Annotated in this window: 21 protein-coding genes; all 21 read left to right on the plus strand. The window is 32.2% G+C overall.

Features of this window, described 5'->3' with window-relative positions; all coding sequences use genetic code 11:
- The first annotated feature begins 7 nt into the window (after positions 1–7).
- The 21 genes from B0A65_RS03955 (at position 8) to B0A65_RS04055 (ending at position 26233) form a co-directional block, all read left to right on the plus strand.
- Complete coding sequence (locus B0A65_RS03955) at positions 8–2449, plus strand: polysaccharide biosynthesis tyrosine autokinase (protein WP_074659380.1); 2442 nt, start codon at positions 8–10, stop codon at positions 2447–2449.
- A 10-nt stretch (positions 2450–2459) separates the two neighbouring features.
- Positions 2460–3443 carry an SDR family oxidoreductase gene (locus tag B0A65_RS03960; RefSeq protein ID WP_074659381.1) on the plus strand — a complete coding sequence of 328 codons (984 nt, stop codon included), beginning with the start codon at positions 2460–2462 and terminating at the stop codon, positions 3441–3443.
- 29 nt (positions 3444–3472) lie between these two features.
- On the plus strand, positions 3473–4864 hold the full coding sequence (locus B0A65_RS03965) for a UDP-glucose 6-dehydrogenase (RefSeq protein ID WP_074659382.1): 1392 nt from the start codon (positions 3473–3475) through the stop codon (positions 4862–4864).
- 85 nt (positions 4865–4949) lie between these two features.
- Entirely contained in the window at positions 4950–5414 is a 465-nt protein-coding gene (locus B0A65_RS03970) for a UpxY family transcription antiterminator (protein WP_074659383.1), read from the plus strand.
- A 296-nt stretch (positions 5415–5710) separates the two neighbouring features.
- On the plus strand, positions 5711–6994 hold the full coding sequence (locus B0A65_RS03975) for a nucleotide sugar dehydrogenase (protein ID WP_074659384.1): 1284 nt from the start codon (positions 5711–5713) through the stop codon (positions 6992–6994).
- A 36-nt stretch (positions 6995–7030) separates the two neighbouring features.
- Positions 7031–8038 carry a mannose-1-phosphate guanylyltransferase gene (locus tag B0A65_RS03980; RefSeq protein WP_074659385.1) on the plus strand — a complete coding sequence of 336 codons (1008 nt, stop codon included), beginning with the start codon at positions 7031–7033 and terminating at the stop codon, positions 8036–8038.
- A gap of 9 nt (positions 8039–8047) precedes the next feature.
- Positions 8048–9097 carry a dTDP-glucose 4,6-dehydratase gene (gene rfbB, locus B0A65_RS03985; RefSeq protein WP_074659386.1) on the plus strand — a complete coding sequence of 350 codons (1050 nt, stop codon included), beginning with the start codon at positions 8048–8050 and terminating at the stop codon, positions 9095–9097.
- A gap of 46 nt (positions 9098–9143) precedes the next feature.
- Positions 9144–11579 (plus strand): SLBB domain-containing protein, encoded by a 2436-nt coding sequence (locus B0A65_RS03990; RefSeq protein ID WP_074659677.1) that lies wholly within the window; start codon positions 9144–9146, stop codon positions 11577–11579.
- A 9-nt stretch (positions 11580–11588) separates the two neighbouring features.
- On the plus strand, positions 11589–12659 hold the full coding sequence (locus tag B0A65_RS03995) for a Wzz/FepE/Etk N-terminal domain-containing protein (RefSeq protein ID WP_074659387.1): 1071 nt from the start codon (positions 11589–11591) through the stop codon (positions 12657–12659).
- Positions 12660–12686: 27 nt separating this feature from the next.
- Complete coding sequence (locus B0A65_RS04000; RefSeq protein WP_074659388.1) at positions 12687–13715, plus strand: ferredoxin--NADP reductase; 1029 nt, start codon at positions 12687–12689, stop codon at positions 13713–13715.
- A 25-nt stretch (positions 13716–13740) separates the two neighbouring features.
- Positions 13741–14517, plus strand: coding sequence for a glucose-1-phosphate cytidylyltransferase (gene rfbF / locus B0A65_RS04005; RefSeq protein WP_074659389.1), 777 nt, complete (start codon positions 13741–13743; stop codon positions 14515–14517).
- On the plus strand, positions 14511–15602 hold the full coding sequence (gene rfbG, locus B0A65_RS04010; RefSeq protein ID WP_083370437.1) for a CDP-glucose 4,6-dehydratase: 1092 nt from the start codon (positions 14511–14513) through the stop codon (positions 15600–15602). The genes rfbF and rfbG overlap by 7 nt, the downstream gene beginning before the upstream one ends.
- Positions 15603–15605: 3 nt before the next feature.
- Complete coding sequence (locus B0A65_RS04015; protein ID WP_074659391.1) at positions 15606–16661, plus strand: NAD-dependent epimerase/dehydratase family protein; 1056 nt, start codon at positions 15606–15608, stop codon at positions 16659–16661.
- A 4-nt stretch (positions 16662–16665) separates the two neighbouring features.
- Positions 16666–18495 carry a thiamine pyrophosphate-binding protein gene (locus tag B0A65_RS04020; RefSeq protein ID WP_074659392.1) on the plus strand — a complete coding sequence of 610 codons (1830 nt, stop codon included), beginning with the start codon at positions 16666–16668 and terminating at the stop codon, positions 18493–18495.
- 3 nt (positions 18496–18498) lie between these two features.
- A complete protein-coding gene (locus B0A65_RS04025; protein WP_074659393.1) occupies positions 18499–19374 on the plus strand; it encodes an acetaldehyde dehydrogenase (acetylating) in 876 nt (291 codons plus the stop codon).
- A 6-nt stretch (positions 19375–19380) separates the two neighbouring features.
- The gene (dmpG, locus tag B0A65_RS04030) at positions 19381–20391 is read left to right on the plus strand and encodes a 4-hydroxy-2-oxovalerate aldolase (protein WP_074659394.1); all 1011 of its coding nucleotides are present in this window, start codon (positions 19381–19383) and stop codon (positions 20389–20391) included.
- Positions 20391–21443: an NAD-dependent epimerase/dehydratase family protein gene (locus tag B0A65_RS04035; protein WP_074659395.1), complete on the plus strand. Its 1053-nt coding sequence runs from the start codon at positions 20391–20393 to the stop codon at positions 21441–21443. The genes dmpG and B0A65_RS04035 overlap by 1 nt, the downstream gene beginning before the upstream one ends.
- A gap of 40 nt (positions 21444–21483) precedes the next feature.
- The gene (rfbH, locus tag B0A65_RS04040) at positions 21484–22788 is read left to right on the plus strand and encodes a lipopolysaccharide biosynthesis protein RfbH (RefSeq protein ID WP_074659396.1); all 1305 of its coding nucleotides are present in this window, start codon (positions 21484–21486) and stop codon (positions 22786–22788) included.
- Entirely contained in the window at positions 22788–24155 is a 1368-nt protein-coding gene (locus B0A65_RS04045) for a lipopolysaccharide biosynthesis protein (RefSeq protein WP_074659397.1), read from the plus strand. The genes rfbH and B0A65_RS04045 overlap by 1 nt, the downstream gene beginning before the upstream one ends.
- Entirely contained in the window at positions 24148–25095 is a 948-nt protein-coding gene (locus tag B0A65_RS04050; RefSeq protein ID WP_074659398.1) for a glycosyltransferase family 2 protein, read from the plus strand. The genes B0A65_RS04045 and B0A65_RS04050 overlap by 8 nt, the downstream gene beginning before the upstream one ends.
- Positions 25096–25105: 10 nt before the next feature.
- Entirely contained in the window at positions 25106–26233 is a 1128-nt protein-coding gene (locus B0A65_RS04055) for a glycosyltransferase (protein ID WP_074659399.1), read from the plus strand.
- The last annotated feature ends 8 nt before the right edge of the window (positions 26234–26241 follow it).

A 26241-nucleotide genomic window follows, 5' to 3' on the forward strand; every position in this document is an offset into this window, starting at 1 on the left:
TTAAATAATGTTAGATATAAAAGATTTTTCCATTTTTGAGAATCATTCAAATTTTGATTTTAAAGGATTTTTGCTAAAAATCTTAAGTTATTGGAAATGGTTTTTAATTAGTTTGATAATTGCGTTTACAATTGCTTATCAGGTAAATATCCGAAAAGAGAAAATTTACGGAATGCAAACTATGATTTCTATTAAGGAAGAAAGTAATCCGTTTTTTACATCTAATACAAGTCTGGTTTTTAATTGGGGAGGAATTTCAGATCAGGTAAATGGTATATCAACAATATTGCAATCAAGATCTCATAATGAATTGGTTGTTAATAAATTGCAATTTTATATAGAGTATCTAACACAAGGTAAATACAACCTGGTAGACTCTTATGGCGCAACTCCTTTTTATGTAGATATTGATAAATCGAAGGGACAAATTGCTAATGTTTTAATAGGTATTAAATTTTTAAGTCCAAATGAGTATGAAATCAGAATTCCATTTGAAAGCAATTCAGTTTCACTCATTAATTATTCTGACAATTCGTATTCTAATACAGCTGTCCAGCCTACAGAGTTTGTGAAAAAGTATAAAGTTGGAGAACAAGTTTTATTGCCGTTTCTAAACTGGAAACTGCAGATATATGATAATCCAGGGCTTTATAACGGGAACGAATACTTTGTGCGATTTAATGATTTTGATGGTACAGTTTCTCGTTATAAAGGAATAAATGTTGATTCTGATGATAAGGGAGGTTCGATATTAACATTAGGCATGCAAGGAACAAACAAAGCCAGGATGGTCGAATATTTGAATTCAACAGTAAAAATGTTGATTAAAATTCAGCTTGACGGAAAAAATCAATTTGCAACGAATACAATACGATTTATTGATAGTACCCTTGTTGCGATGGAATCGCAATTGAAACAAACAGGTAATGAGTTAAAATCTTTTAGAAAGGATAAAAATATCTACGAAATAGAAGGAGGCGGAGCTAAATTTTCTGATAAAATAATGGATTTTGATCTACAGAAAGATCAGGTTTCCAGAAAAATTGCGTACTACAATTCGTTGAAAATGTATCTGAATAATAGTGTCGATTATTCAAGATTACCTGCTCCGTCTGTTGCAGGAATTGAAGATCCAAATATTGTTGCAAGTGTGTCAAAACTTATCGCGCTTTCAACCCAAAGATCAGAAATGGCTTATGCGGTAAAAAGTGAGAAAATATTCAAAGATTTTGACAATCAAATGCAGGCCGTTAAAAGTGTTTTGTTAGAGAATATCGCTTCTGCAAAAACTTCATTGTTGTATGATTTGTCTCTTGTAAATGCCAAAATTGGTGAAGCAGAAAGCACTGTCAAAAGGCTTCCTGAAGAGCAACAGGAATTATTAAAGATTAAGAGAAAGTATGATTTAAACGATAATATCTATACTGAATTTCTTCAGAAGCGGAATGAGGCGGAAATTGTAAAAGCCTCTAATTTATCAGATATTCATTTTATAGATCCGGCTAAAGATATTGGAGGTGGATTAATTGGGCCTAAAACTTCTGTAAATTATATTCTTGCGCTATTTTTAGGTTTGTTGATTCCATTGTTATTTGTTTTAGGTATTTTCTTTATTAATAATTCGATTCAGAATGCTGATGATATTAGTAAGTTGACGCAAATTCCGTTAATAGGTGTAATAGGCGTTACTAAAGACAATTTGAGCCTGGCCGTATTTGATAAACCAAAATCGGCATTATCCGAAGCCTTTAGAACAATTCGTTCATCTTTGCAGTTTTTATATAAAAAACAGCAGGTTAGCGGTTCTAAAACATTGATGATTACATCTTCAATAAGTGGGGAAGGAAAAACATTTTGTTCCATTAATATCGCAACTGTTTTTGCCTTAAGTGAAAAGAAAACAGTTATTATTGGTTTGGATTTAAGAAAACCAAGATTGGCAGATGAATTTAATTTAAATAGCCAGCTAGGTGTTGTCAATTATTTGATTAAACACAATAGTTTAGTTGAAATCACTAATTCTACTCAAATTCCAAATCTTGATGTGATCCTTTCAGGGCCTATACCTCCAAATCCTTCTGAGCTTATTTTGAGTGATGCAATGAAGGAATTAATAGATGAATTAAAGCAGAAGTACGATTATATAATTCTGGATACACCCCCAGTGGGCTTAGTTTCTGACGCTTTGGAGTTGGCTCAATATGCAGATGTTACCTTATATATTGTGAGGCAGAATTATACTAAAAAAGATATGATTACGTTGTTGAACACTAGAATTAAAAGAGGTGAACTTAACAATGCCAGTATTGTTTTGAACGGATATGAAAATAAAGCAAAGTATGGATCTGGATATGGGTACGGCTATGGATCGTATTCAAACGGATATCATGAAGAAGAAGTTAAGTTAAGTTTGTGGAAAAGTCTTTTAACAAAATTCATTAAAAAATAATTTGTAATAAATGAAAACTTCAACTCAAAATACGATTCTAATTACTGGAGGAGCCGGTTTTATTGGCTCAAATTTATGTGAGTATTTTTTAGGATTAGGTCATAAAGTAATTTGTCTTGATAATTTTTCAACAGGTCATCGTCATAATTTAAAAGACTTTATAAGTAATTCAAATTTTAAATTAATTGAAGGAGATATTAGAAATAGTAGTGATTGTGCTTTAGCTGTTGAAGGAGTTGATTATGTTTTGCATCAGGCCGCGCTTGGTTCTGTTCCAAGATCTATTAATGATCCCATAACCACAAATGATGTCAATGTTACTGGTTTTTTAAATATGCTTGTTGCTTGTCGCGATGCAAAAGTGAAGCGTTTTGTTTATGCTGCGAGTTCTTCGACATATGGAGATTCTCAAGGATTACCAAAAGTTGAAGATGTTATCGGAAAGCCATTGTCTCCTTATGCTATTACAAAATACGTAAATGAATTGTATGCGGAGATTTTTAGCAAAACATATGGTTTAGAAACTATCGGATTGCGTTATTTTAATGTTTTCGGAAGAAAGCAGGATCCAAAAGGTGCTTATGCAGCTGTGATTCCGAAATTTGTTATGCAGTTAATGAATTATGAAAGCCCTGTTATTAATGGTGACGGAAATTATTCAAGAGATTTTACTTATATCGATAATGTAATTCAGATGAATGAATTGGCGATCACAACTCAAAAGCCAGAGGCAATAAATACTGTTTATAATACCGCATTTGGTGATCGAAATACATTAAATAATTTGGTTGAGTATTTGAAAAAATATTTATCAGAATTTGATCCTAAAATTGCAGACGTAGAAATTGTTTATGGAGCTAATAGAGCTGGTGACATTCCGCATTCACTGGCAAGTATAGAAAAGGCAAAAACAATACTCGGTTATAATCCAAAATATTCTTTACAAGAAGGATTAAAAGTGGCAGTAAGTTGGTATTGGGATAATTTAAAATAAAAAAGAAGATCAAGATAATAGTAAAGTAGATGAAAATTACAAAAATTTGTTGCATTGGTGCAGGTTATGTCGGAGGTCCGACAATGGCAGTAATTGCTCAAAAATGTCCACATATTCAAGTCACTGTTGTTGATTTGAACGAACAAAGAATTAAAGATTGGAATGATCCAAATACCGAAAATATTCCAATTTATGAGCCAGGTCTTTCAGAAATTGTAGCTGAAGCAAGAGGACGAAATCTCTTCTTTTCAACAGAAGTAGAAAAAGCAATCGATGAAGCTCAGGTAATTTTTATATCAGTAAATACACCAACTAAAACCTACGGGAAAGGAAAAGGGATGGCTGCTGATTTGAAATATATAGAGTTGTGTGCCAGGCAAATTGCAAAAGTAGCAAAGCAAAATAAAATTGTAGTAGAGAAATCTACTTTACCAGTTCGAACAGCTGAAGCTATTAAAAGTATCTTAGATAATACAGGGAATGGTGTTCAATTTCAAATATTATCAAATCCTGAATTCTTAGCTGAAGGAACTGCAGTAACAGATTTATTAAATCCGGATCGAATTTTGATTGGTGGAGATGCAACTCCTGAAGGTGAAGCTGCAATTAATGCCTTAGTTGATGTTTATGCAAATTGGGTTGATAAAGATAAAATTTTAACCACCAATGTTTGGTCTTCAGAATTGTCTAAGCTTACCGCAAATGCTTTTTTAGCGCAGCGAATTTCTTCGATAAATGCGATGTCTGAATTATGTGAAAAAACGGGTGCTGATGTTAATGAAGTTGCAAAAGCAATCGGAATGGATAGTAGAATCGGGTCAAAATTTCTAAAGGCTTCAGTAGGTTTTGGAGGTTCTTGTTTTCAAAAGGATATTTTAAATTTAGTATATATAGCAAAATCATACGGATTAAACGAAGTAGCAGATTATTGGGAGCAAGTAATTATTATGAATGATCATCAAAAAAGAAGATTTTCTAATAAGATTGTTCAGACTTTGTATAATACAGTTGCTGGAAAAAAAATTACGTTTTTAGGTTGGGCTTTCAAGAAAGACACAAATGATACACGCGAATCTGCAGCTATTTATGTTGCCGATGACTTGATAAATGAACAGGCCGAAGTTTCAGTTTATGATCCAAAAGTGTCAAGAACGAAAATGTTAAGTGATTTAGATTATTTAGAAACCAGAACTAGTGAGGAGAATAATAGCTCACTAGCGATATTTAATAATGCTTATGAGGCTTGTAAAGGAGCACATGCCGTTGCTGTTTTAACAGAATGGGATGAATTTACTACTTATGATTGGCAAAAAATTTACGATTCAATGCATAAACCAGCATTCCTTTTTGATGGAAGAAATATATTGAATGCAAAAGAACTTGAAGGTATTGGATTTATTTATAAAGGAATTGGTTCGTAAAAGATAATGTAATATTGAAGTGAAATTTAATAGAAAAGAAGAGTAAAGAGGGTGATTTTGAATATTTATTTCAATAAAAGAAATTATGAATTGGTATGTAGTTTATACGAAACCCAAATGGGAGAAAAAAGTTGCGGAGAAACTTACACAAGCTGGAATTGAATGTTATTGTCCAATAATTACACAAGTCAAACAATGGTCGGATAGGAAAAAAAAGATTGAAGTTCCGCTTTTTAATTCTTATGTATTTGTTCAATTGCCAGAATCTGATAGGAATAGTGTTTTTGCTATTCCAGGCGTAGTACGCTATTTATTTTGGTTAGGTAAGCCTGCTATTGTTCGTGACGAGGAAATTAGTATTATAAAGAAAAGCCTGAATGCGTCTAATATAGCTGATGTTTCTGTATCTTCAATTCAGGTGGGTGACCGAATAAAATTAGATTCAGGAGCTTTTAGTAATCAGGATGCCATTGTGCAGGAAATATCAAAAACGCATTATATTTTGGTACTGGAGTCCTTAGGATGTGTTCTGAAAATAAAATATAAGTAAATCGTGTGTTTTGCTTTTTTTAAATGAAAAACAGAAGATAAAATCTCTCTAATTTTGGATTTTTTTCTCTGTTTTTTTTTATTATGTAATTTTTTAAAAGCTGATTAGTAATACTTTGGTTTTTTTTACGTTTTTTTAATCATTTGTTTTTATTGTATTACGGGAAACCGTATTGAATAAATTGACTTAATATGTTATATTTGCCGAGAATATACTTTTTGGTAGCCAGGTAAATAAATGGGACTTGGAAGGGCGAAGCCATGTGTTGTTATGAATAAAGCTAATATTTTTACTAAATGAACGGAAACATAAAAATAGCTGTTATAGGTTTAGGTTATGTTGGTCTGCCTTTGGCAAGATTATTTGCTACAAAGTATCCAGTTGTGGGATTTGATATTAATGAATCAAGAGTTGCCAGTTTAAAATCGGGAACAGATTCTACATTGGAAGTTGAAGATAGTGAATTGCAGAAAGTACTAGTTGACGAGCCTAATACTGAAATTGGATTGTTTTGCACTACTGCTTTAAATGATATTGCAGATTGCACTTATTTTGTAATAACAGTCCCGACTCCTGTTGATAAAAATAATCGTCCAGATTTGACTCCATTATATAAATCAAGTGAATCTGTTGGTAAGATATTAAAAAAAGGAGATATCGTAATTTATGAATCCACTGTTTATCCTGGTGTTACAGAAGAACAGTGTGTTCCTGTTTTAGAGAAAATTTCCGGTTTAAAATTTAATGTTGATTTTTTTGCAGGATATTCACCAGAAAGAATCAATCCTGGAGATAAAGAACATACGGTTGAGAAAATTTTAAAAGTAACTTCGGGATCAACTCCTGAAATTGGTTTAAAAGTTGATTCACTATATAAGTCTGTTATTACTGCAGGGACTCATTTAGCACCTTCAATAAAAGTAGCAGAAGCCGCTAAAGTTATCGAAAATTCTCAAAGAGATATTAATATTGCTTTTGTAAATGAACTAGCTAAAATATTCAATCTAATGAATATTGATACGCAGGAAGTATTAGCCGCTGCTGCTACAAAATGGAATTTTTTACCGTTCAAACCAGGACTAGTTGGCGGACATTGTATTGGGGTTGATCCTTACTATTTAGCACAAAGAGCACAAGAATTTGGCTATCATCCCGAAATAATTTTGGCAGGACGCCGTTTGAATGATAGCATGGGAGAATATATCGCCTCGCAGGTCGTTAAATTAATGATTAAAAAAGGAATTTCTGTTAATGGAGCTAGCCTTTTAATGCTAGGAATTACCTTTAAAGAAAACTGTCCTGATGTTAGAAATACTAAAATTGTTGATGTAATAACAGCATTGACGGAATATGGAATATCAGTGACCACTTATGATCCTCTTGCTAATGCAAAAGATGTAAAAAAAGAATATAATTTAGTAACTGTTGACGCTGTACCAACTGATAAATTTGACGCTATTATTTTAGGAGTTTCACATGCTGAATTTTTAAAATTAAATTTTTCAGACTTGCAAAAAGAAAACAGTTTATTATACGATGTAAAAGGAGTTTTAGGGGCTTTAGCTGATAATAGGTTATAAGTATACTAAGATTCTTTTTTTTTATTCAAAACAAATATGAGCACACATAAATCAATTACACACGTAATTTTAACTGGCGGAGTAGGGAGCAGATTATGGCCACTTTCTCGTAAGAGCCAACCGAAACAATATTTAGAGATATTTGAAGGCAGATCCCTATTTGAGATAACAGTTGATCGTAATAGTCATTTGGCTAATAAAGTTATGGTTGTAGGAAATGTTGATAATCATCATTTAAGTGGAAAGGTGATGGATAAGACTAATACTTCATATATCAACATTGTTGAAGCAACTCCTAGAAATACAGCTGCTGCAATTGCATTCGCTGCATTTGCTTCAGATGCTAATGATATATTAATTGTTACCCCATCAGATCATATTATTGATTTAATGGATAACTACAATCAAGCTATAAATGAAGCGGTTTCAAAAGCTGAAGAAGGTTTTATTGTTACATTCGGAGTTGTTCCTACTAAACCTGAAACAGGTTATGGATATATAGAAGCAAAAGGAGATAAGGTAATTTCTTTTCGTGAAAAGCCAAATGAAACAACAGCAAAAGATTTTATTTCGAAAGGTAATTTTCTATGGAATAGTGGAATGTTTTGTTTCAAAGCTGGAGTTCTTTTAGAAGAATTGAAACAATTTCAACCAGACGTTTATGAAAAATCTAAAGCCGTATGGGAATCCAGTAAGGAAGGTTTTTTAGATTTTGATTTGTCATTAGAAATTCCATCAATTAGTATTGATTATGCTGTGATGGAACGCAGTAAAAAAATAAAAGTAGTTCCAGCTTCCTTTTCATGGTCGGACTTAGGCTCATTTGAATCAGTTTATGATTATTTGGTACTAAAAGGTCATCCAGTTGATCAAAATGGTAATATGGTTATAGGGTGCGAAAAGCATACTACTTTTTTAGGATTAAAAAATACTATTTTTGTTTATACAGATTCAGCTAATCTAATTTTGCAGAAAGAAAATTCACAAGATGTAAAAGATATATATAGTGAATTAGAAAGACAAAATTCAGATTTGTTAAACTAAAAGAAAAAAATGAAAAAGATACTTATAACAGGAGGTGCCGGTTTTATTGGATCGCACGTGATAAGACGATTTGTGACTAAATATCCAGAATATCAGATTTTTAATTTAGATGCATTGACTTATGCAGGTAATTTAGAGAATATTAAAGATATTGAAAATCAACCTAATTATAGTTTTGTAAAAGGAGATATCGTTGACGAGGCTTTTATTAATGAACTTTTTTCACTTCACAATTTTGACGGAGTCGTGCATTTAGCTGCTGAGTCTCATGTTGATCGTTCTATTGAAGATCCATTAGCATTTGTAAAGACAAATGTTATTGGTACCATGAATTTGCTTAATGCGGCAAAAAATCAATGGAAAAATAATTTTGAAGGTAAGCGTTTTTATCATATCAGTACAGATGAAGTTTATGGTTCACTAGGACCAGAAGGGCTTTTTACAGAAACGACCTCCTATGATCCTAATTCACCTTATTCAGCTTCAAAAGCAAGTTCGGATCATTTTGTTAGGGCTTATGGTGAAACATATGGTTTTCCATATGTACTAACTAATTGTTCTAATAATTATGGTTCATACCATTTTCCGGAGAAACTAATTCCTCTTTTTATCAATAATATTATTAATAATAAGCCATTGCCTGTTTATGGTGATGGAAATTATACACGTGATTGGCTATTTGTGGAAGATCATGCCATTGCGATAGATTTAGTTTTTCATGAAGGAAAAAACCACGAAACCTATAATATTGGTGGTTTTAATGAATGGAAGAATATTGACTTAGTTAAATTGCTTTGCCAAATTATGGATCAAAAATTAGGAAGACAAGAAGGTACTTCTCAAGAGTTGATCACATATGTAAAAGACAGACCTGGTCATGATTTACGTTATGCTATTGACGCTTCAAAAATTAATAAAGAATTGGGTTGGAAGCCTTCTGTAACATTTGAAGAAGGTCTGGAGAAAACCATTAATTGGTATTTGAATAATGAAGACTGGCTTCAAAATGTTACCTCTGGTTCTTATAAAGATTATTATCAAAAACAATATTCAGTATAAAATTATTCTATTTGAACCCAATATTAAGGTTAAATTATTACTCTATATGAAAAAAATACCATACGTTCTTACGCTTTTTTTTATTTTATTAATGTGTTTTAATGCGAAGGCACAAGATATACTTAAATCTAAAGATTTAAGTACAATACAAGTTGATTATTTGTCTGATGACGATTTGGCTAAGATTAGTGCTCAGTTAAAGAGTAATAATACTACTATTGATCAGGCTGAGCCAATGGCCTTGTCAAAGGGTATGAGTTCAGCTGAATTTAATAAATTAAGGTTGAAGCTTGCTCAATATGAGAAAAAAAACACTAAAAACACTGATGCGGAAAAAGAGACAGTGAAAACTCCCGAGAAAGATACAGAATTTGGTAGAAAACAAGAGAAAATAAAAAATGAGAAGATTAAAGATTCTGTTAATGCATTGATTTTTGGTTCCGAATTGTTTGATAATCCTACGTTAAATTTTGAGCCAGATTTGAAATTGGCAACGCCTATGAACTATATATTAGGGCCTGGTGACGAATTGCAGGTTAGTGTTTATGGTGTTCAGGAATATAATGAAAGTATTCCTGTTAGTGTTGAGGGAAAAATTACAATTCAATATGTCGGTCAAATTGCTGTTTCAGGTATGTCTATAGAAGCAGCTACTCAAAAAATAAAAGCAGCTATTGCTCGAGTATATAGTACTGTTCGATCGGGTCAGTCGCAAGTTAGTGTTAGTTTAGGACGTATTCGTACTATTAAAGTCACAGTCGTTGGAGGCAAGCAGCCAGGTAATTATTCGATTTCTTCCCTAGCTACGGTGTATAATGCTTTGCATCTGGCAGGTGGTCCAGGTAAAAATGGAAGTTACAGGAATATTGAACTAATTCGAAACAATAAAGTTTATAAAAATATTGATATTTATAGATTTTTGGTAAAAGGAGATCAATCTGATAATTTTAGTTTGAAAGACAATGATGTAATTAGAATCCCTGCTTACAGCCAAAGAGTTACGGTTGAAGGAGAAGTAAAACGCCCAGGGATTTTCGAAATGAAACAGGGTGAAAAATTTTCGGATTTATTAAATTTTGCTTCAGGATTTAATGAATTTGCTTATACAGCTTCTGTAAATGTAATGCAAAAAACTGGTAAAGAATTTAAAGTCCATGATATCAACGAAAGCGAATACAATTCTTATTTACCTCAATCTGGAGATGTATTCCGAATTACTAAAATTTTAAATCGATTTGAGAATCGTATTAAAATTGAAGGGGCAGTTTTTAGACCAGATTATTATTCTTATAGTGAAGGAATGAGAATTTCTGATCTTATTACAAGGGCTGAAGGGCTTAAAGAAGATGCCTATACAAAACGAGCAAGAATTATTCGTTTAAAAACAGATTTGACAACAGAAATTGTAAATGTTGATTTGAGTGCAGCGCTGTCAGGAGATTTAAATGCTGATATAGAATTGAAAAGAGAAGATATTATTACTGTATATTCAATTTTAGATTTTAGAGAAGAATATAAAGTTACAATAGATGGTGAAGTAAAAAATCCAGGCGAATACGAGTATTTTGAAAATCTCACTTTAAATGATTTAGTTGTACAAGTTGGAGGCTTAACAGGGTCAGCTTCAAAAAGAGTTGAAATCGCAAGAATGATTAAATCTGATGTAATTGATGATGCTGATCCAAAGCGTATTGAATTAGTGGAATTTGAAATTACAGCAGATAATAATGAACAAATTAAAAATTTTGTTTTAAAACCATTTGATGTTATTAATATTCGGAGAATGGCAGTTTATGAGAAACCACAAATGGTTATCGTTAGTGGAGCAGTGGGTTATCCTGGTAAATATGTTTTAGCGAACAAAAAGGAAACCGTTTATAATGTTGTCATGAGAGCGGGAGGGCTAACTTCGATTGCTAATTTGGACGGGATGAAAATTAAAAGACCAATCAAACAGGAGCAAATTGATCAATTAGAGAGTATTGATTTGAATTTATCAAAAAACGATACATTAAAAGAAAAATTAACCAAAAAATTAAAAGAAGAATTAAAATATGCTACTATTCCGGTAAATTGGGAAAAAATTGTAAAAGATAAAAATCATTATTCTAATGTAACTTTGTTTCCAGGAGATGAAATTGAAGTTGCAGTTTATAATGAAGGAGTTAAAGTTACAGGTAATGTGTTATTAACTTCTGAAATACCATATAGAATTGGAAAAGGGTTTCGATATTATATAGATGCAGTAGGAGGTGTAGATAGTAAAGGCTGGAAGAAAAAAGCGTATATTATTTACCCAAATGGGAAAGCTGATGTAACAAAATCATTTTTATTCTTTAGATCATATCCAAATGTGGAACCAGATTCTCAAATTGTGATTCCTGAAAAACCTGAAACTAAGAAAATGAGTACTGGAGAATGGGTAAGTATTGGTAGTGTTCTTACTAGTTTAGCATTATTAATTGTTACAGCTTTTAAATAGAAGACTTACATGGAAAAAAAGGCAACCGAAAACGATGAAATTTCGTTAAATGAATTAATACAAAAAGTAAAAGAATGGTATTTGTATTTGCTTTTAAAATGGAAAATGATTTTTTTAGCTGGGATAGTTGGGGCAGGGTGTGGTGTAATTTATTCACTTATTACAAAACCAATCTATACTGCTACATTAACATTTGCTTTAGAGGATGATAAGGGAGGGGGTGGAATTGGTGGAGCTTTGGGTTTAGCAAGTTCATTTGGATTAGATTTAGGAGGAAGTGGAGGAGGAATTTTTACTGGTTCTAATTTGACTGAATTGTTCAAGTCAAGATCAATGGTGGAGAAAACCCTACTGATGCCAGTTAATGTAAATGGAAAGTTAATTTCCTTAGCAGAAATGTATATTCAGGAAAATAAATGGAGAAAAAATTGGTCTGAAGAACCAAAATTTGCTGCAATTAAATTTTTGCCTAACGCCAATCGCGAAAAGTTTACACGTGCAGAAGATAGCATAATGGGAATTATGTATTCGAATTTATCTAAGGGAGGTCTTGCAGTGGGACAGAAAGATAAAAAAATTGCGATAATTAGTATAGATGTTTCTTCCACAAATGAGTTGTTTTCAAAGTACTTTTGTGAGGCTTTAGCCAGACAGGTTGGAACATTTTATGTTACAACAAAAAGTAAAAAAGCAAGAATTAATATGAATATTTTGGAGCGACAAGTTGATTCGATTAGAAGAGAACTTAACGGTGCTATAACCGGTGTTGCTGTAGCGAATGATAATGCTTTTAATTTAAATCCTGCAATGAATGTTCGTAGGGCACCATCCGCTCGAAGACAAGTTGATGTTCAGGCTAATACAGCGATTTTAACAGAGTTAGTAAAGCAGGCAGAATTAGCGAAAGTAACATTGCGAAAAGAAACTCCATTAATTCAGGTGATTGATAGACCAATTTTACCTTTAGCTAAAGAAAGATTTGGTAAGGCAAAAGGAATTTTGATTGGGGGATTTTTAGCTGGTTTTTTAATGATATTCTATTTAATCTTTAGAAAGATTTTAAAAACCTTAGTTATATAATTAATTGCTTTTGTCGTAAAAAACACAATGAAAAATTATACTTTAAAAGTTCAGCAAATCATAAAAGAGACTGAAGATACTATTACGTTGTGTTTTAAGCAACCTGGGTTAAAAAAGGTTAAATATCTCGCAGGTCAATATTTAACATTACAATTTAGAATTAATGGTAGAAGATATATTAGACCTTATTCTTTCTCATCAACTCCCACAATTGATTCAACTCTTAATGTTACAGTAAAACGTGTACCAGGTGGAATTGTTTCTAATTATATTAATGACAATGTAAAAGTTGATGATGTAATTGAAGTGCAAGAGCCATTAGGGGATTTTATTTTTGAAGAAGAAGAGTCAGTGAAATCTGTTGTTTTTTGGGGGGTTGGAAGTGGTATAACACCTCTTTTTTCTATGATAAAATTTTTATTAACTGGCCAGCCACTAGTTAATATTCATCTAGTTTATGGAAATAAATCTAAAGCATCAATAATTTTTCAGGATGAATTAGAGAAATTTAAGCAAACTTATCCAAATCGTTTTAAAATTTATTATTTCTACTCAAAAGAAGAATTTTTTAATAATGACTCGCATAATTTTCATGGAAGGATTAATTCAAATTTTATAAGAGAGTTACTTACAAAGATAGATGAGCCAACAAGACATTATGTTTGCGGGCCTATTGGACTAAAAGACACAATTAAAGATTCATTGATTAGTATTTCAGGGAATTTAGATAATTTATTTTCCGAAGATTTTGAGATTGTTAAAAATCCCGAAGATTTTAAAGAAATAAGTAAGCAAGATATCAAATTGAATTTTAAAGGTATTGAAAATATGGTTACTATTAATAAAGGAAATTCAATACTTGAGGAAGCATTAGAAATTGGAATTGAATTGCCTTATTCATGTCAAACGGGAAACTGTAGTACTTGTAAAGCAACTCTTAAATCAGGAGAAATAAAAATGATTGGCTTAAGTAAGCCTAGGACTGATTTAAACGATAATGAATATTTATTATGTTGTAGCTACCCGCTAACAAATAATGTTTATGTTGAGATATAATAACCATTAATAACAAAATAAAATAATGAAAGTAGTAATTTTTGCAGGTGGTTTTGGAACTCGCCTTATGGAAGAAACTGAGGCAAGGCCTAAACCAATGGTGGAAATTGGAGGTAAACCCATTTTGTGGCATATTTTGAAAATGTACGAGCAACATGGTTACAATGAGTTTGTTATCTGTTTAGGATATAAAGCGACTTTTATTAAAGAATACTTTTATAATTATTATTTGCATAATTCTGATGTAACAATTGAATTGGCCAATAATAATATTAATGTCCATTATTCCGAAACTGAATCTTTCAAAGTCACATTGATCGATACTGGTCTTCATACAAATACAGCGGGAAGGTTGAAACGTATTAAAAAATATGTAAAAGATGAAACTTTTATGCTTACCTATGGAGATGGTGTTGCGGATGTGAATTTGTCTGAATTACTTGAATTTCATAAGTCACATGGTAGATTGGCTACACTAACAAGTGTTCAGGTCCCAGGGCGTTTTGGGAATTTGGAAATAGGTAATGAAGGTGAGGTCGATAGTTTTGTGGAAAAACCAGCTGGTGATGGAATGTGGATTAATGGAGGTTTTTTTGTTTTAGAACCAGGAATTTTTGAATATCTTGAATATGATGTTGAGGATGTTCAATGGGAAAAAGAGCCTTTAGGAGCTATTGCTAAGGATCAACAATTAGCTGCTTACAGACACAACGGATTTTGGAAGTGTATGGATGCTTTAAGGGATAGGGTTGAATTGGAAGCAATGTGGAATTCTGGAAATGCAAAATGGAAAACATGGTAGTTTCATTATTTGAAAAATTAAAAGCATCTTATAATGGAAAAAAAGTCTTTTTAACTGGTCATACTGGTTTTAAAGGCTCTTGGATGTTAAAAACTTTGTCTTTGTTAGGTGCCGAAGTAAAAGGCTATGCTTTAGAACCACAAACTAAAGATGATTTGTTTGTTCTTATAGAGGGACAGAAAATATGTGATTCTGTAATCGCAGATTTAAGAGATAAAAAACGCTTAGAAAAAGAGATTCTTGATTTTCAACCTGATTTTGTTTTTCATCTAGCAGCACAGCCATTGGTTCGCTTATCTTATGCTATACCGGCAGAAACTTTTGAAGTAAATGTTATTGGTACTGCTAATGTATTAGACGCAGTTCGTTTATTAGCAAAAAAATGTGATGTGGTATTAATTACAACAGATAAAGTATACCACAATAATGAGTGGATTTATCCATACCGTGAAAACGATAGACTAGGAGGTTATGATCCATACAGTGCAAGTAAAGCATGTGCCGAGCTTGTTATAGATTCCTACAGAAATTCGTTTTTTAATAATAAAACATATAATATTCACAAAAAAGGAATTGCTGTTGGAAGAGCAGGAAATGTTATTGGAGGAGGAGATTGGTCAAAGGATCGATTGATTCCGGATATAGCAAAAGCTTTAGCCTCTGATATAGCAGTTGTAATAAGAAATCCCAAATCAGTTAGACCATGGCAACATGTTTTAGAGCCTATTATGGGTTATTTATTATTAGGTGCTAATCTTGAAGTAAATTCACTTCAATTCAATCAGTCTTATAATTTTGGGCCACATATATCAGATGCATTGCCAGTTGAAGAAATGCTAAATCTGGCAATTCAAAGTTGGGGAAAAGGTAAATATAAAGTGGAGTTTGATGAAAATCAACCTCATGAAGCTGGATTGCTAAAATTAGATATTAGTAAAGCTATTACTGAGCTGAATTGGGAACCAAAATTAGATGCTGAGAAAGCTGTTAGTATGACTATCGATTGGTATAAAGCTTTTTATGATGATAGTAAAAGCATTTCAAGTTTCACAGCGCAACAAATCATTTATTTTTTAAATAAATAATAAATGCTAGATTATTTTGATGATGATTTGGATTTAGTATTTGAAAATACTAAAAATCTTTGGCTAGATAGTGAAAATAAAACAATATTCCTTACAGGAGGTACTGGTTTTTTTGGAATTTGGTTATTAATGAGTTTTATCTTTATTAATAGAAAATTAAAATTAAAAGCAAAAATAATTGTTCTAACACGTGACGTAAATAAATTTCTAGATAAAAATAAGTGGATTAAAGAGTATAATGAAATTACTTTTTTAGAGGGCGATGTTCTCAATTTTGATTTTATAGAGGATGATATTGATTATATTATTCATGCAGCTACTGAGGCTAGTGTCAAGCTGAATGATGAACAACCGTTAGTTATGTTTGAAACTGTTGTAAACGGAACTAAAAGAGTTTTAGAATTTGCAGAGTTAAAGAAAGTAAAGTCATTTTTGCTTACCAGTAGCGGAGCAGTATATGGAAAGCAACCCTCAGACATTGAGAATATTTCAGAAAATTTTATAGGAGCTCCAATCCCATCAGATGCTGCATCTATGTATGGAGAAGGAAAAAGAATGGCGGAACTCTTATGCGCTGCTCACTATAAATTATTTGATTTACCGGTTAAAATTGCTAGATGTTATGCTTTTCTGGGGCCGTTTTTAGAATTAAATTCTCATTTTGCAGCTGGCAATTTTATTAAAAATTTCCTAAATGAAAATGATATAATTATCGAAGGCGACGGAACACCTTACAGATCCTACATGTATCCTGCCGATTTGGCAGTATGGTTATGGACAATATTATTTAAGGGAGAGAATAATAGTCCTTATAATGTTGGATCAGATAGAAGTATTACGATATCAGACCTTGCAACTCTTATTTCAAAGCAAGACAGTTTAAATCATATAAAAGTGATTGTAAAAACAAAACCATCCAATAATCCTCCATTAAGATACGTTCCGAACATTGATAAAGCCGTACAAGGTTTAAATCTAGGAGTTTATACAAGTTTAGAAACAAGCTTAGCTAAGACAATTTTTTTTAATAAAAATATTTTAAACCTTTCGAATAAATAAGATTATGAAAATATCAGATTTAATAGCCGATTTTTTAATAAAAAAGGAAATAAAGCATGTTTTTGGAATTATAGGGGCTGGAAATGCACATATTTTTGATTCAATTCAGCAAAAAGGATATACTGAAATCATTTGTGTTCACCATGAACAGGCAGCTTGTATGGCAATGCAAACATATTATAGAACCAACGGAAAAGTCACAGCAGCAATTCTAACAACTGGTGCTGGCTCAACAAATGGAATTACTGGAGTGGTAAGTGCATGGGCTGATTCAATACCAGGAATTATTATATCTGGAAATGAGCATTCTAAATTCGTTGATTTACATAAAGACGTTAGAATGTGGGGTGTACAAGGTTACGATAGTCCTGCGATGGTTGAAAAGGTAACAAAGTATGCAACGAAAGTATCTGAAGCTAATCTAGTTGTTTATGAGTTAGAGAAAGCATATTCAATTGCAACGCATGGGCGCCCTGGTCCATGTTGGATTGACGTACCTATGAATTTGCAATCAAGTAATATCGAAGAAAAAGATATCATTCATTTTAAATCATCTGAATTACCAAATTTAAATCTGGATGTTGATAGTAACTTACGACAAAATGTTGATTTAATTACAGAATCTATAAAAAAATCTAAACGTCCTTTGTTTTGGTTTGGTAACGGTATTCGATTGGCAAATGCTGAATCATTGTTGGAACCATTGTTAGAAAAATATAATATACCAGCTTTAGTAACTTGGGCAGGTATAGACTCAATAGACTCAAATCACCCGTTAGTATATGGCAGAGCTGGTACATACGGACAGAGGAGTGCTAATTTTATCCTTCAAAATTGTGATTTACTAATTTGCATAGGAACTAGGATGGCAATTTCACAGGTTGGGTATGATATTAATGAGTTGGCTAGAGAGGCAGAAATAGCTGTTGTAGATATAGACAAGTTTGAATTGGATAAATATAAAGAAAGATATAAATATTCGATAAATGCTGATGCTGGTGTTTTTATTAAAAAAATGCTTGATAAAGAACTAATTGATTCGTTAGATTTTTCAAATTGGATTCAAACTTGTAATTATTATAGAGAACAATATCCTTGGTTTAATTCAGATGATCATCCTGATAAAGATGGGTTTATCAATTCTTACCAGTTTATGGAAAAATTAAACTCCCATTTAAAGCCAGATCAGCATATCACAACCGATATGGGGACGGCACTTCTTAGCGGTCACCAGGTTTTAAGAATAGGGAAAGAACAGAGATTAATGACTTCCACTGGATTAGGCGAAATGGGTTATGGTCTACCGGCAGCAATTGGAGCCTCTGTCGCAAGAGGAAAAGGAGAGGTATTGTGCCTAAATTGCGATGGTGGAATGATGATGAACTTGCAAGAACTGCAAACCATCGTTCACTATAAATTACCAATAAAACTCTTTATCTTTAATAATGATGGTTATTTAATGATAAAACATACGCAAAATGCTCTCTTTAATGGAAGAAGAGCAGGTGTAGATAGTAATTCAGGAGTGACTTGTCCCAATTTTAGTGCATTGGCTACAGCCTTTGGAATACCTTCATTCCAAATTAAAACTTGGGAAGATTTTGAAAATGTAATTCCTCAGGTACAAGAAATCGACGGTCCTGTAATTTGTGAAGTATTTATGCATCCATATCAATTATTTGTTCCAAAACTAGGATTAGCAATCCAAAGTGATGGTAGCTTAATATCACCACCTTTGGAGGATTTATCTCCATTTATTTCTCGAGAAGAATTGAGTAAGAATATGTTAAATGGTTTGCATCCTAAATCGTCTAATATTGAAGTTAAAAAATAACAAATGAAAAAATTAAGAGTAGCAATATTAGGAAGTGGAAATATAGGTACTGATTTATTAATTAAAATTCAGCGCTCTGAATTTTTAGAATGTGTTTTATTTATTGGTAGAAATTTATCATCACCAGGGATGGCTAGGGCCATAGCAATGGGAGTAAAAGTTTCGGATGAAAGTATAAACGCAATTGTTAAAAATTCAGATTTAGTTGATTTAGTTTTTGATGCAACCTCTGCTAAAGATGCTAAAATGCATTGGGATATTTTAGATAAATTAGGCAAAATTGTTGTTGATATGACTCCTGCAAAACTGGGAGTGTTTTGTATACCAGCTGTAAATTTACATGAAGTTATTGAACACAGAAATGTAAATATGATAACTTGTGGCGGTCAGGCTTCAATTCCCATTGCCCACGTAATAGGTAAGACACAGGAGAACGTCGAATATATTGAAGTAGTTTCTAGTATTGCTTCAAGAAGTGCCGGTCCAGCAACTAGATTAAATTTAGACGAATATGTTGATACAACTGAAAATGGTATAAAACATTTTTCTAATGTCCCTAGAACAAAAGCAATTTTAAATTTGAATCCTGCAGATCCCTGTATTGATATGCAAACTACTATCTTTGCGCAAGTTGAAAATCCAAATATGGAGTATTTGCAAAAAGAGATTGATATAATGATAGAAAAAATACAGGCTTATGTACCAGGATATAGTTTATTGGTTCCTCCTGTTTTTGAAAATGGAAGAATAGTAATTATGGTCAAAGCGCAAGGACTGGGAGATTATTTGCCTAAGTATGCTGGTAATTTAGATATTATCAATTGCGCAGCGATTGCTGTTGCTGAACAGTATTCTAGAAGTTTTAATAATATCAAATAAATTTTCATGATTAAACAAATATTAATTAGCGACCCTACATTACGAGATGGAAATCATGCCTGCGCTCATCAATTAAGTGCTGAACAAATTGCAATTTATTCTGAAGCTGCTGATAAAGCGGGAGTGCCTATTGTAGAAGTAGGTCACGGTAATGGACTGGGGGCGTCTTCGTTACAAGTAGGATTAAGTAAAGAAGATGATAAAACTATTTTAGAGACAGCTAGAAAACATCTTAATAAAAGTAAATTAGGAATACATGTTATACCTGGTTTTGCCACTATAAAACGAGATTTAGTTAACGCTATAGATATTGGCGTTGAGGTTATTAGAGTAGCATCCCATTGTACCGAAGCTGATATTACACAACGTCACCTTGGTTATGTAAGAGAAAGAGGAAAGGAAGCATATGGGGTCTTAATGATGAGCCATATGGCTTCAGCATCTGTTTTGGTTGAAGAAGCTCAGAAAATGGAATTATATGGAGCAGAAGGAATTATAATTATGGATTCAGCTGGTGCTTATTTGCCATCGGATGTCCAAGAAAAGATTTCAGCATTAGTTAATGGATTAAAAGTACCGGTAGGTTTTCATGCACATAATAATCTTGGAATGGCGGTAGCAAATTCTATTACAGCTATTGAGTCGGGAGCAAAAATTCTCGATGGAACTGCGAGAGGTTTTGGTGCTGGTGCTGGAAACGCACAATTAGAAGTTTTGGTAGCTGTTTTAGAAAAAATGGGATATGTAACCGGAATAGATTTGTACAAAATTCTTGACGCATCTGATATAGCGGAGAAAAAAATAATGAGCACTGTTCCAACTATTAAATCAGACAGTATTGTTAGTGGTTTGTCAGGAGTTTTTTCAGGTTTTGCAAAGCATGTTACCAGGATTTCAAATGAATATGAAGTGGATCCGAGAGATGTATACCGTGAATTAGGAAAAAGAAAAATTGTTGGAGGTCAGGAAGATATTATTATTGAAGTCGTGATGGATTTAATTAGAAATCGAAAATAATGAGTTTAGCTAAAAATAAAATTGTATTTGAGGATTGTAAAGCTTCATGTGTAGAAATTGAGAGTTTTTCAATTTTAGATAATCAATCAATCCTAGTCACAGGCGGAACAGGTTTTGTTGGTAAATGGATTGCTGAAATGGTATCTTATATAAATTTTACCAGCAACTTAAACATTAAATTATATTTGTTGGGTAGAGATATAGTTAAGTTTAAAGATGAAGTTCCTCATTTAGCAGAAAAAAGCTTTATAAATTTCATAGAGCAAGATGTTAGGTATTTGCATGACTTACCTAGTGACCTAAATTATATTATTCATGCAGCAGGTTCTCCAGATAATAGAGAGCACGTGTCTGATCCATTAAAAACAATTGAAACATTTTATAAAGGAACTCAATCTTTATTAGATGCCGCATCTAGAATTCAGGATTTAAAAAAAATAGTGCACTTAAGTTCACACCAAGTGTATGGTAAAAATGAAACAGAACAATTAATAAGCGAAAATTCTTTTGGACCTTTTGAAGCACTTAATATTGCTAATTGTTATGCTGAATCTAAGAGAATAGCTGAAACTTTATGTTCTTATTACAAAAATAATTTAAGATTGCCTATTATAATCTTGAGACCATTTGCCTTCATAGGTCCATATCAAGACATAGAAAAACCATGGGCAATTAATAGCTTTATTAGAGATGCAATTTTAGGTGGACCAATCAGAATTTTAGGAAATGGTCTAACCGAAAGGAGTTATTTATACGCAAGTGACATGGCATATTGCATTTTAAAATCATTAATTGATGGTAAAATTGGTGAAATATATAATTTAGGCAGTAGTACCCCAATATCTTTAAATGAATTGGCAATCAAGATACAAAATCAATCTGGATCTAAAATGGAAATTTTAACAAGATCATCTAAGGATTATTTAAGTGTTTCAAAACTAGTGCCTAATACTGATAAAATTAAAAAGGAATTAAATTTTAAAGAAGTATTTACAATTGACGAAGCAATCAATAGAACAATTTTGTGGAATCAGTTAAAAAGGAATAATTAAACTAAAAGATAAAAATTAAAAGATTTAATCAATCATTGATATGTTACAAAATTTAAAAGAAGATTCTCTATTAAATAGTTTAAGAGAAATTGCAAAAAAGAAATCAACTCAAATTATTGTTGCTGGAGAAAACTATATACCAGTTACGGGAAAAGTATTAGATGAAGAGGATATTTTAATGGGAGTTGATGCTGCCTTAGACGGATGGTTAACAGCAGGACGCTTCGCAAATAAGTTTGAAGCAGATTTCGCTGCATATTTTGGTGCACACAGATCTCTTTTAGTAAATTCAGGATCCTCTGCTAACCTTGTAGCATTTTATGCTTTAACTTCTCCGAAATTGGGAGAAAGAGCTATAAAACAGGGAGACGAAGTTATTACCGTAGCTGCAGGTTTTCCAACAACAATAAATCCAATAATTCAATTTGGAGCTATTCCGGTTTTTATAGATGTGGATATTGCTACACATAATGTGAAAGCAGATATGATTGAGGCAGCAGTAAGTCCTAAAACAAAAGCAATTATGATTGCACATTCACTAGGAAATCCTTTTGACTTGGATGAAGTAATGCGTGTTGCTAAAAAATATAATCTTTGGGTAGTTGAGGATGATTGTGATTCATTAGGAGCTACATATAATGGAAAAAAAACGGGAACCTTTGGTGATATTTCTACTTTTTCATTTTATCCGGCACACCATATAACAATGGGAGAAGGTGGAGCAGTTTTAATTAATAATCCTGTTTTGTCAAAATTAGCGGAAAGTTTCCGTGATTGGGGACGTGATTGTTACTGTGAACCCGGAAAAGATGATACCTGCGGATGTCGTTTTGGACAGCAACTTGGAACATTGCCATATGGTTATGATCATAAGTATACATATTCTCACATTGGTTTCAACTTGAAAGTTACAGATATGCAGGCAGCTTTTGGTGTTTCGCAGATAAAAAAGATCGATCAATTCGTACAGCGTCGTAAAGAAAATTATGCTGCTTTATATGAGAGAATGAAAGAATTTGAAGAAGTTTTTATATTACCTGAAGCAACTCCAAATTCAGAGCCATCTTGGTTTGGGTTTTTATTAACACTTAGGGAGGGTGATGCAAATGATCGCCATATGTTAGTACAACATCTGGAAAAGAATAAAATTGGTACTCGTTTATTATTTGGCGGAAATTTATTAAGGCAACCTGCTTATGCAAATATTGAACATAGAGTAGTTGGTTCATTAGAAAATACTGATATTATTATGAATCAATCATTTTGGCTAGGAGTCTGGCCAGGATTAAATGAATCACATTATGATTATATTGCTCAGGTAATACGTGAATATTTAAATTCATAATGCTTAAATTAATAAAAAAGAGCTCCTCTAAAATTGGAATTGATGGAGCTATAGCTTATACTGTTTTGTCAAGGATTATTCAAGCTGGTGGCGGAGTGATTACATTATTATTCGTGGCAAGGTGTTTGACTAAAGTTGAACAAGGCTATTATTACACATTTGGTAGTATATTGGCCATACAAATCTTTTTCGAATTAGGGTTATCAGGAATAATTACTCAGTTTGTAGCTCATGAAAATGCTAATCTAACTTGGAACGATCAAACCAGTTTTGTAGGTTCATCAGAATCGAGTTCAAGGTTGGCTTCTTTGTTGCGATTTACTGTAAAATGGTTTGCTGTTCTTTCTGTATTATTAATTTTCGGTCTTTTAATTGCCGGTTATGTGTTTTTTAATAAATATGGTAAAGAAAATGTTGCTGTAAACTGGCAAATTCCTTGGATTATCCTCTCGTTAACAACTTCATTGTCACTAATGATTTCGCCTATCTTAGCCTTTTTTGAAGGTTTAGACCGAGTAAAAGAAGTAGCCAAAATTCGATTAGTACAACAAGTTATGCAACTGGTTTTAGTGTTGTTGATGTTTTTTTTAGGGTTTAAACTTTTCTCTGTTCCAGTAGCTGCAATAATATCTTTTTTAGTGTTTCCAATTTGGATTTTCTTTGGAAACAAAAAAAAGATATTAATTTTTATTTGGAATAAACTTGATAAATGGGGCGTAAACTACCGATTGGAAATATTTCCCTATCAATGGAAAATAGCGTTGAGTTGGATAAGTGGCTATTTTATATTTCAACTTTTCAATCCCGTTCTATTTGCTACTGAAGGAGCAATTGTAGCCGGACAAATGGGAATGACTTTGGCAGTTTTGAATGCGATATTTTCTTTAGCGTTTAGCTGGATGTCAACTAAAGTGCCTGTTTTTTCTGGGTTAATTGCGCAAAAAGAATATGACAAATTAGACAATTTGTTTAATACAACTCTTATACAGTCAACTCTTTTAAACTTGCTTGCACTCACTACCCTTTTTGGAATTGTTTTTATATTGCGTCATTTTGAAGTAAAAATAGGAGGTAAGAATTTTGCAGATAGATTTCTTCCCAATTTACCTATGCTTTTTATGATGATTCCAATTTTACTAAACCATGTTGTTGCAAGTTGGGCAACGTATATGCGTTGCCATAAAAAAGAACCTATGTTAATTCCTAGTGTCGTAATAGGAATACTTTGTAGCGTTTCAACTCTTACTCTTGGGAACTATTTTGGAGTACTTGGTCTCACATTAGGTTATATGATTTTGACTGTAATAGGTTTTATATGGACCTATTTTATTTTTAGAACGAAGAAAAAAGAATGGCATAATGGATAGTAAATTACAAATAGATTATCCAATATTAACTATTGGTATACCTACTTATAATCGACCTGGGGAAATAAAAAAACAAGTAAGATTACTGTTGCCCCAATTGAATGAACGTGTTAATTTGATTGTTTATGACAATCACTCTAATATACCAATAGAAAGTTACTTCACAAGTGGTGAATTATCTAAATTTACTTTGATTAGGAATAAGGTTAATGTCGGAGGTGATGCTAATATCGCACGATGCTTTGAAAATTGTGAAACTAAATGGTTGTGGACCTTATCTGATGACGACTATGTGAGAAAAGATGCTGTTGCGTTCATGTTAGACATTATTGATAAAAAAGGTGATGCTGTATTTCTGAACTTTTGTAAGGGAGTATCGTTTAAAACTAAGGGCTTTGATGAGTTGATAAATAAGTTTAAGTGCCCCACTGTTTTTTCAAGTTCTTTTACTATGTCTTCTTGCTTGTATGATATCAGTAAACTTCAACCTTCATTGCAGAATTACTATACAAATCTTTCCAGTATGGTGGGTACTATTATTTTAGTTTTGAAATATGTACAAAAAAATGAAGACGTTATTTGTGAATTCATTGATGAAACACTTATTGACTCATATAATGATGAAGTAGGTTGGGATTACAGAACTTATATCCCTCGTACAAGAATTTTTTTGGAGGCTTTTTATGATAGTAAACGAAATAGTTTATATAATGGGACTCTTTTTCTGGGGTGTCACTTAACAAATTATTGGTTAATTGCTAATGACAGGAATAAAAAGAAAGTTTCGTATATTGAAAGATGCAGTTTATTTATATTAACACTGAATAATCAGGGCATCTTGAATTCATTTATTTACTGCCCTAAAACAATTGTCCGTCTTACTCTAACTTTGATTTTAGATCATAAATTTCTTAAAGGATTAAAAACAAGAGACAAATAGCAATATAATTATGGAAAATAGGATACTATTTATAGCAAATGATGCAGGACTTTATGGCGCAAATCAGTCTTTGATAAATATTATATCATCGTTAAAGGAGAAGAATGTTTTTGTAACTGTTGTTTTTCCAATTAAAGGTGCTATTTGTGATGTTTTTGATGAGAAAGGGTGGGATTACCATATTGTTTATTTCAGGACCGAGTTATGCGCACGACCTAGTGGAGTTATTGAATTATCGATAAATATATTAAGGAATTATAAAAAGAAATACATAAATGCAAATGCATTGAATGCTTTATTTGATATTGTTGAAGTCAATAAAATAAATATTATTCATTCAAATTCAAGTGTCGTTTCTATTGGTGTTGATCTAGCGAAAAAGATGGTTATTCAGCATGTATGGCATTTAAGAGAACATATACATCCTAATTTTGATATGTATGTATACGGCGGACTTGAAAAATATAAACGTAAAATTCAAAAAAATAAAAATATTATTTGTATAACTAAAAGTGTGGCACATGGTTTTGGTGTTGATAAGACAGCTTTCGTTTTACTCGATGCTGTACGAAAAATGCCGAAATTTAAAGAGCCAGTTCAGAAAGATAAATATTTTTTATTCTGTGGTTCAATAGTTAAAAATAAGGGCATAGAGGAGGCTATAGAAGCTTTTTACGAAATTTCCATAAATTATCCAAATTATAAGTTTTTAGTTGTTGGAGAAGGGGCACCAGATTATGAAACCTATTTAAAAGAAAGGGTGAAAGGTCTGGGGATGGAGAAAAAGATTGAATTTTTAGGATTTAGGAAGGATGTCGATAATTTAATGGCTAATGCGACTGCTTTTTTGATGTGTTCACGAAATGAAGCTTTAGGAAGGGTTACCGTAGAAGCTATGATTAATTTTTGTCTTGTTATTGGCTATAATGATAGCGGTACAGCGGAGATTGTTGAAGATGGTAAAACAGGATTGTTATATAAAAGTAAAGAAGAGCTCGTTAAACACATGGGTTATAGTATTGCTAATTATCCAGCCCTAGAAATAATTTTAAATAATGCCTATAAGTTTGCTTTGAATAATTTTTTGGAAGAAAAATTTAGCACTGATTTAAATAATTATTACAATAATTTGGATTAATTTATATT

The organism is Flavobacterium frigidimaris (assembly GCF_002217275.1).
GTDB classification, from domain to species: domain Bacteria; phylum Bacteroidota; class Bacteroidia; order Flavobacteriales; family Flavobacteriaceae; genus Flavobacterium; species Flavobacterium aquidurense.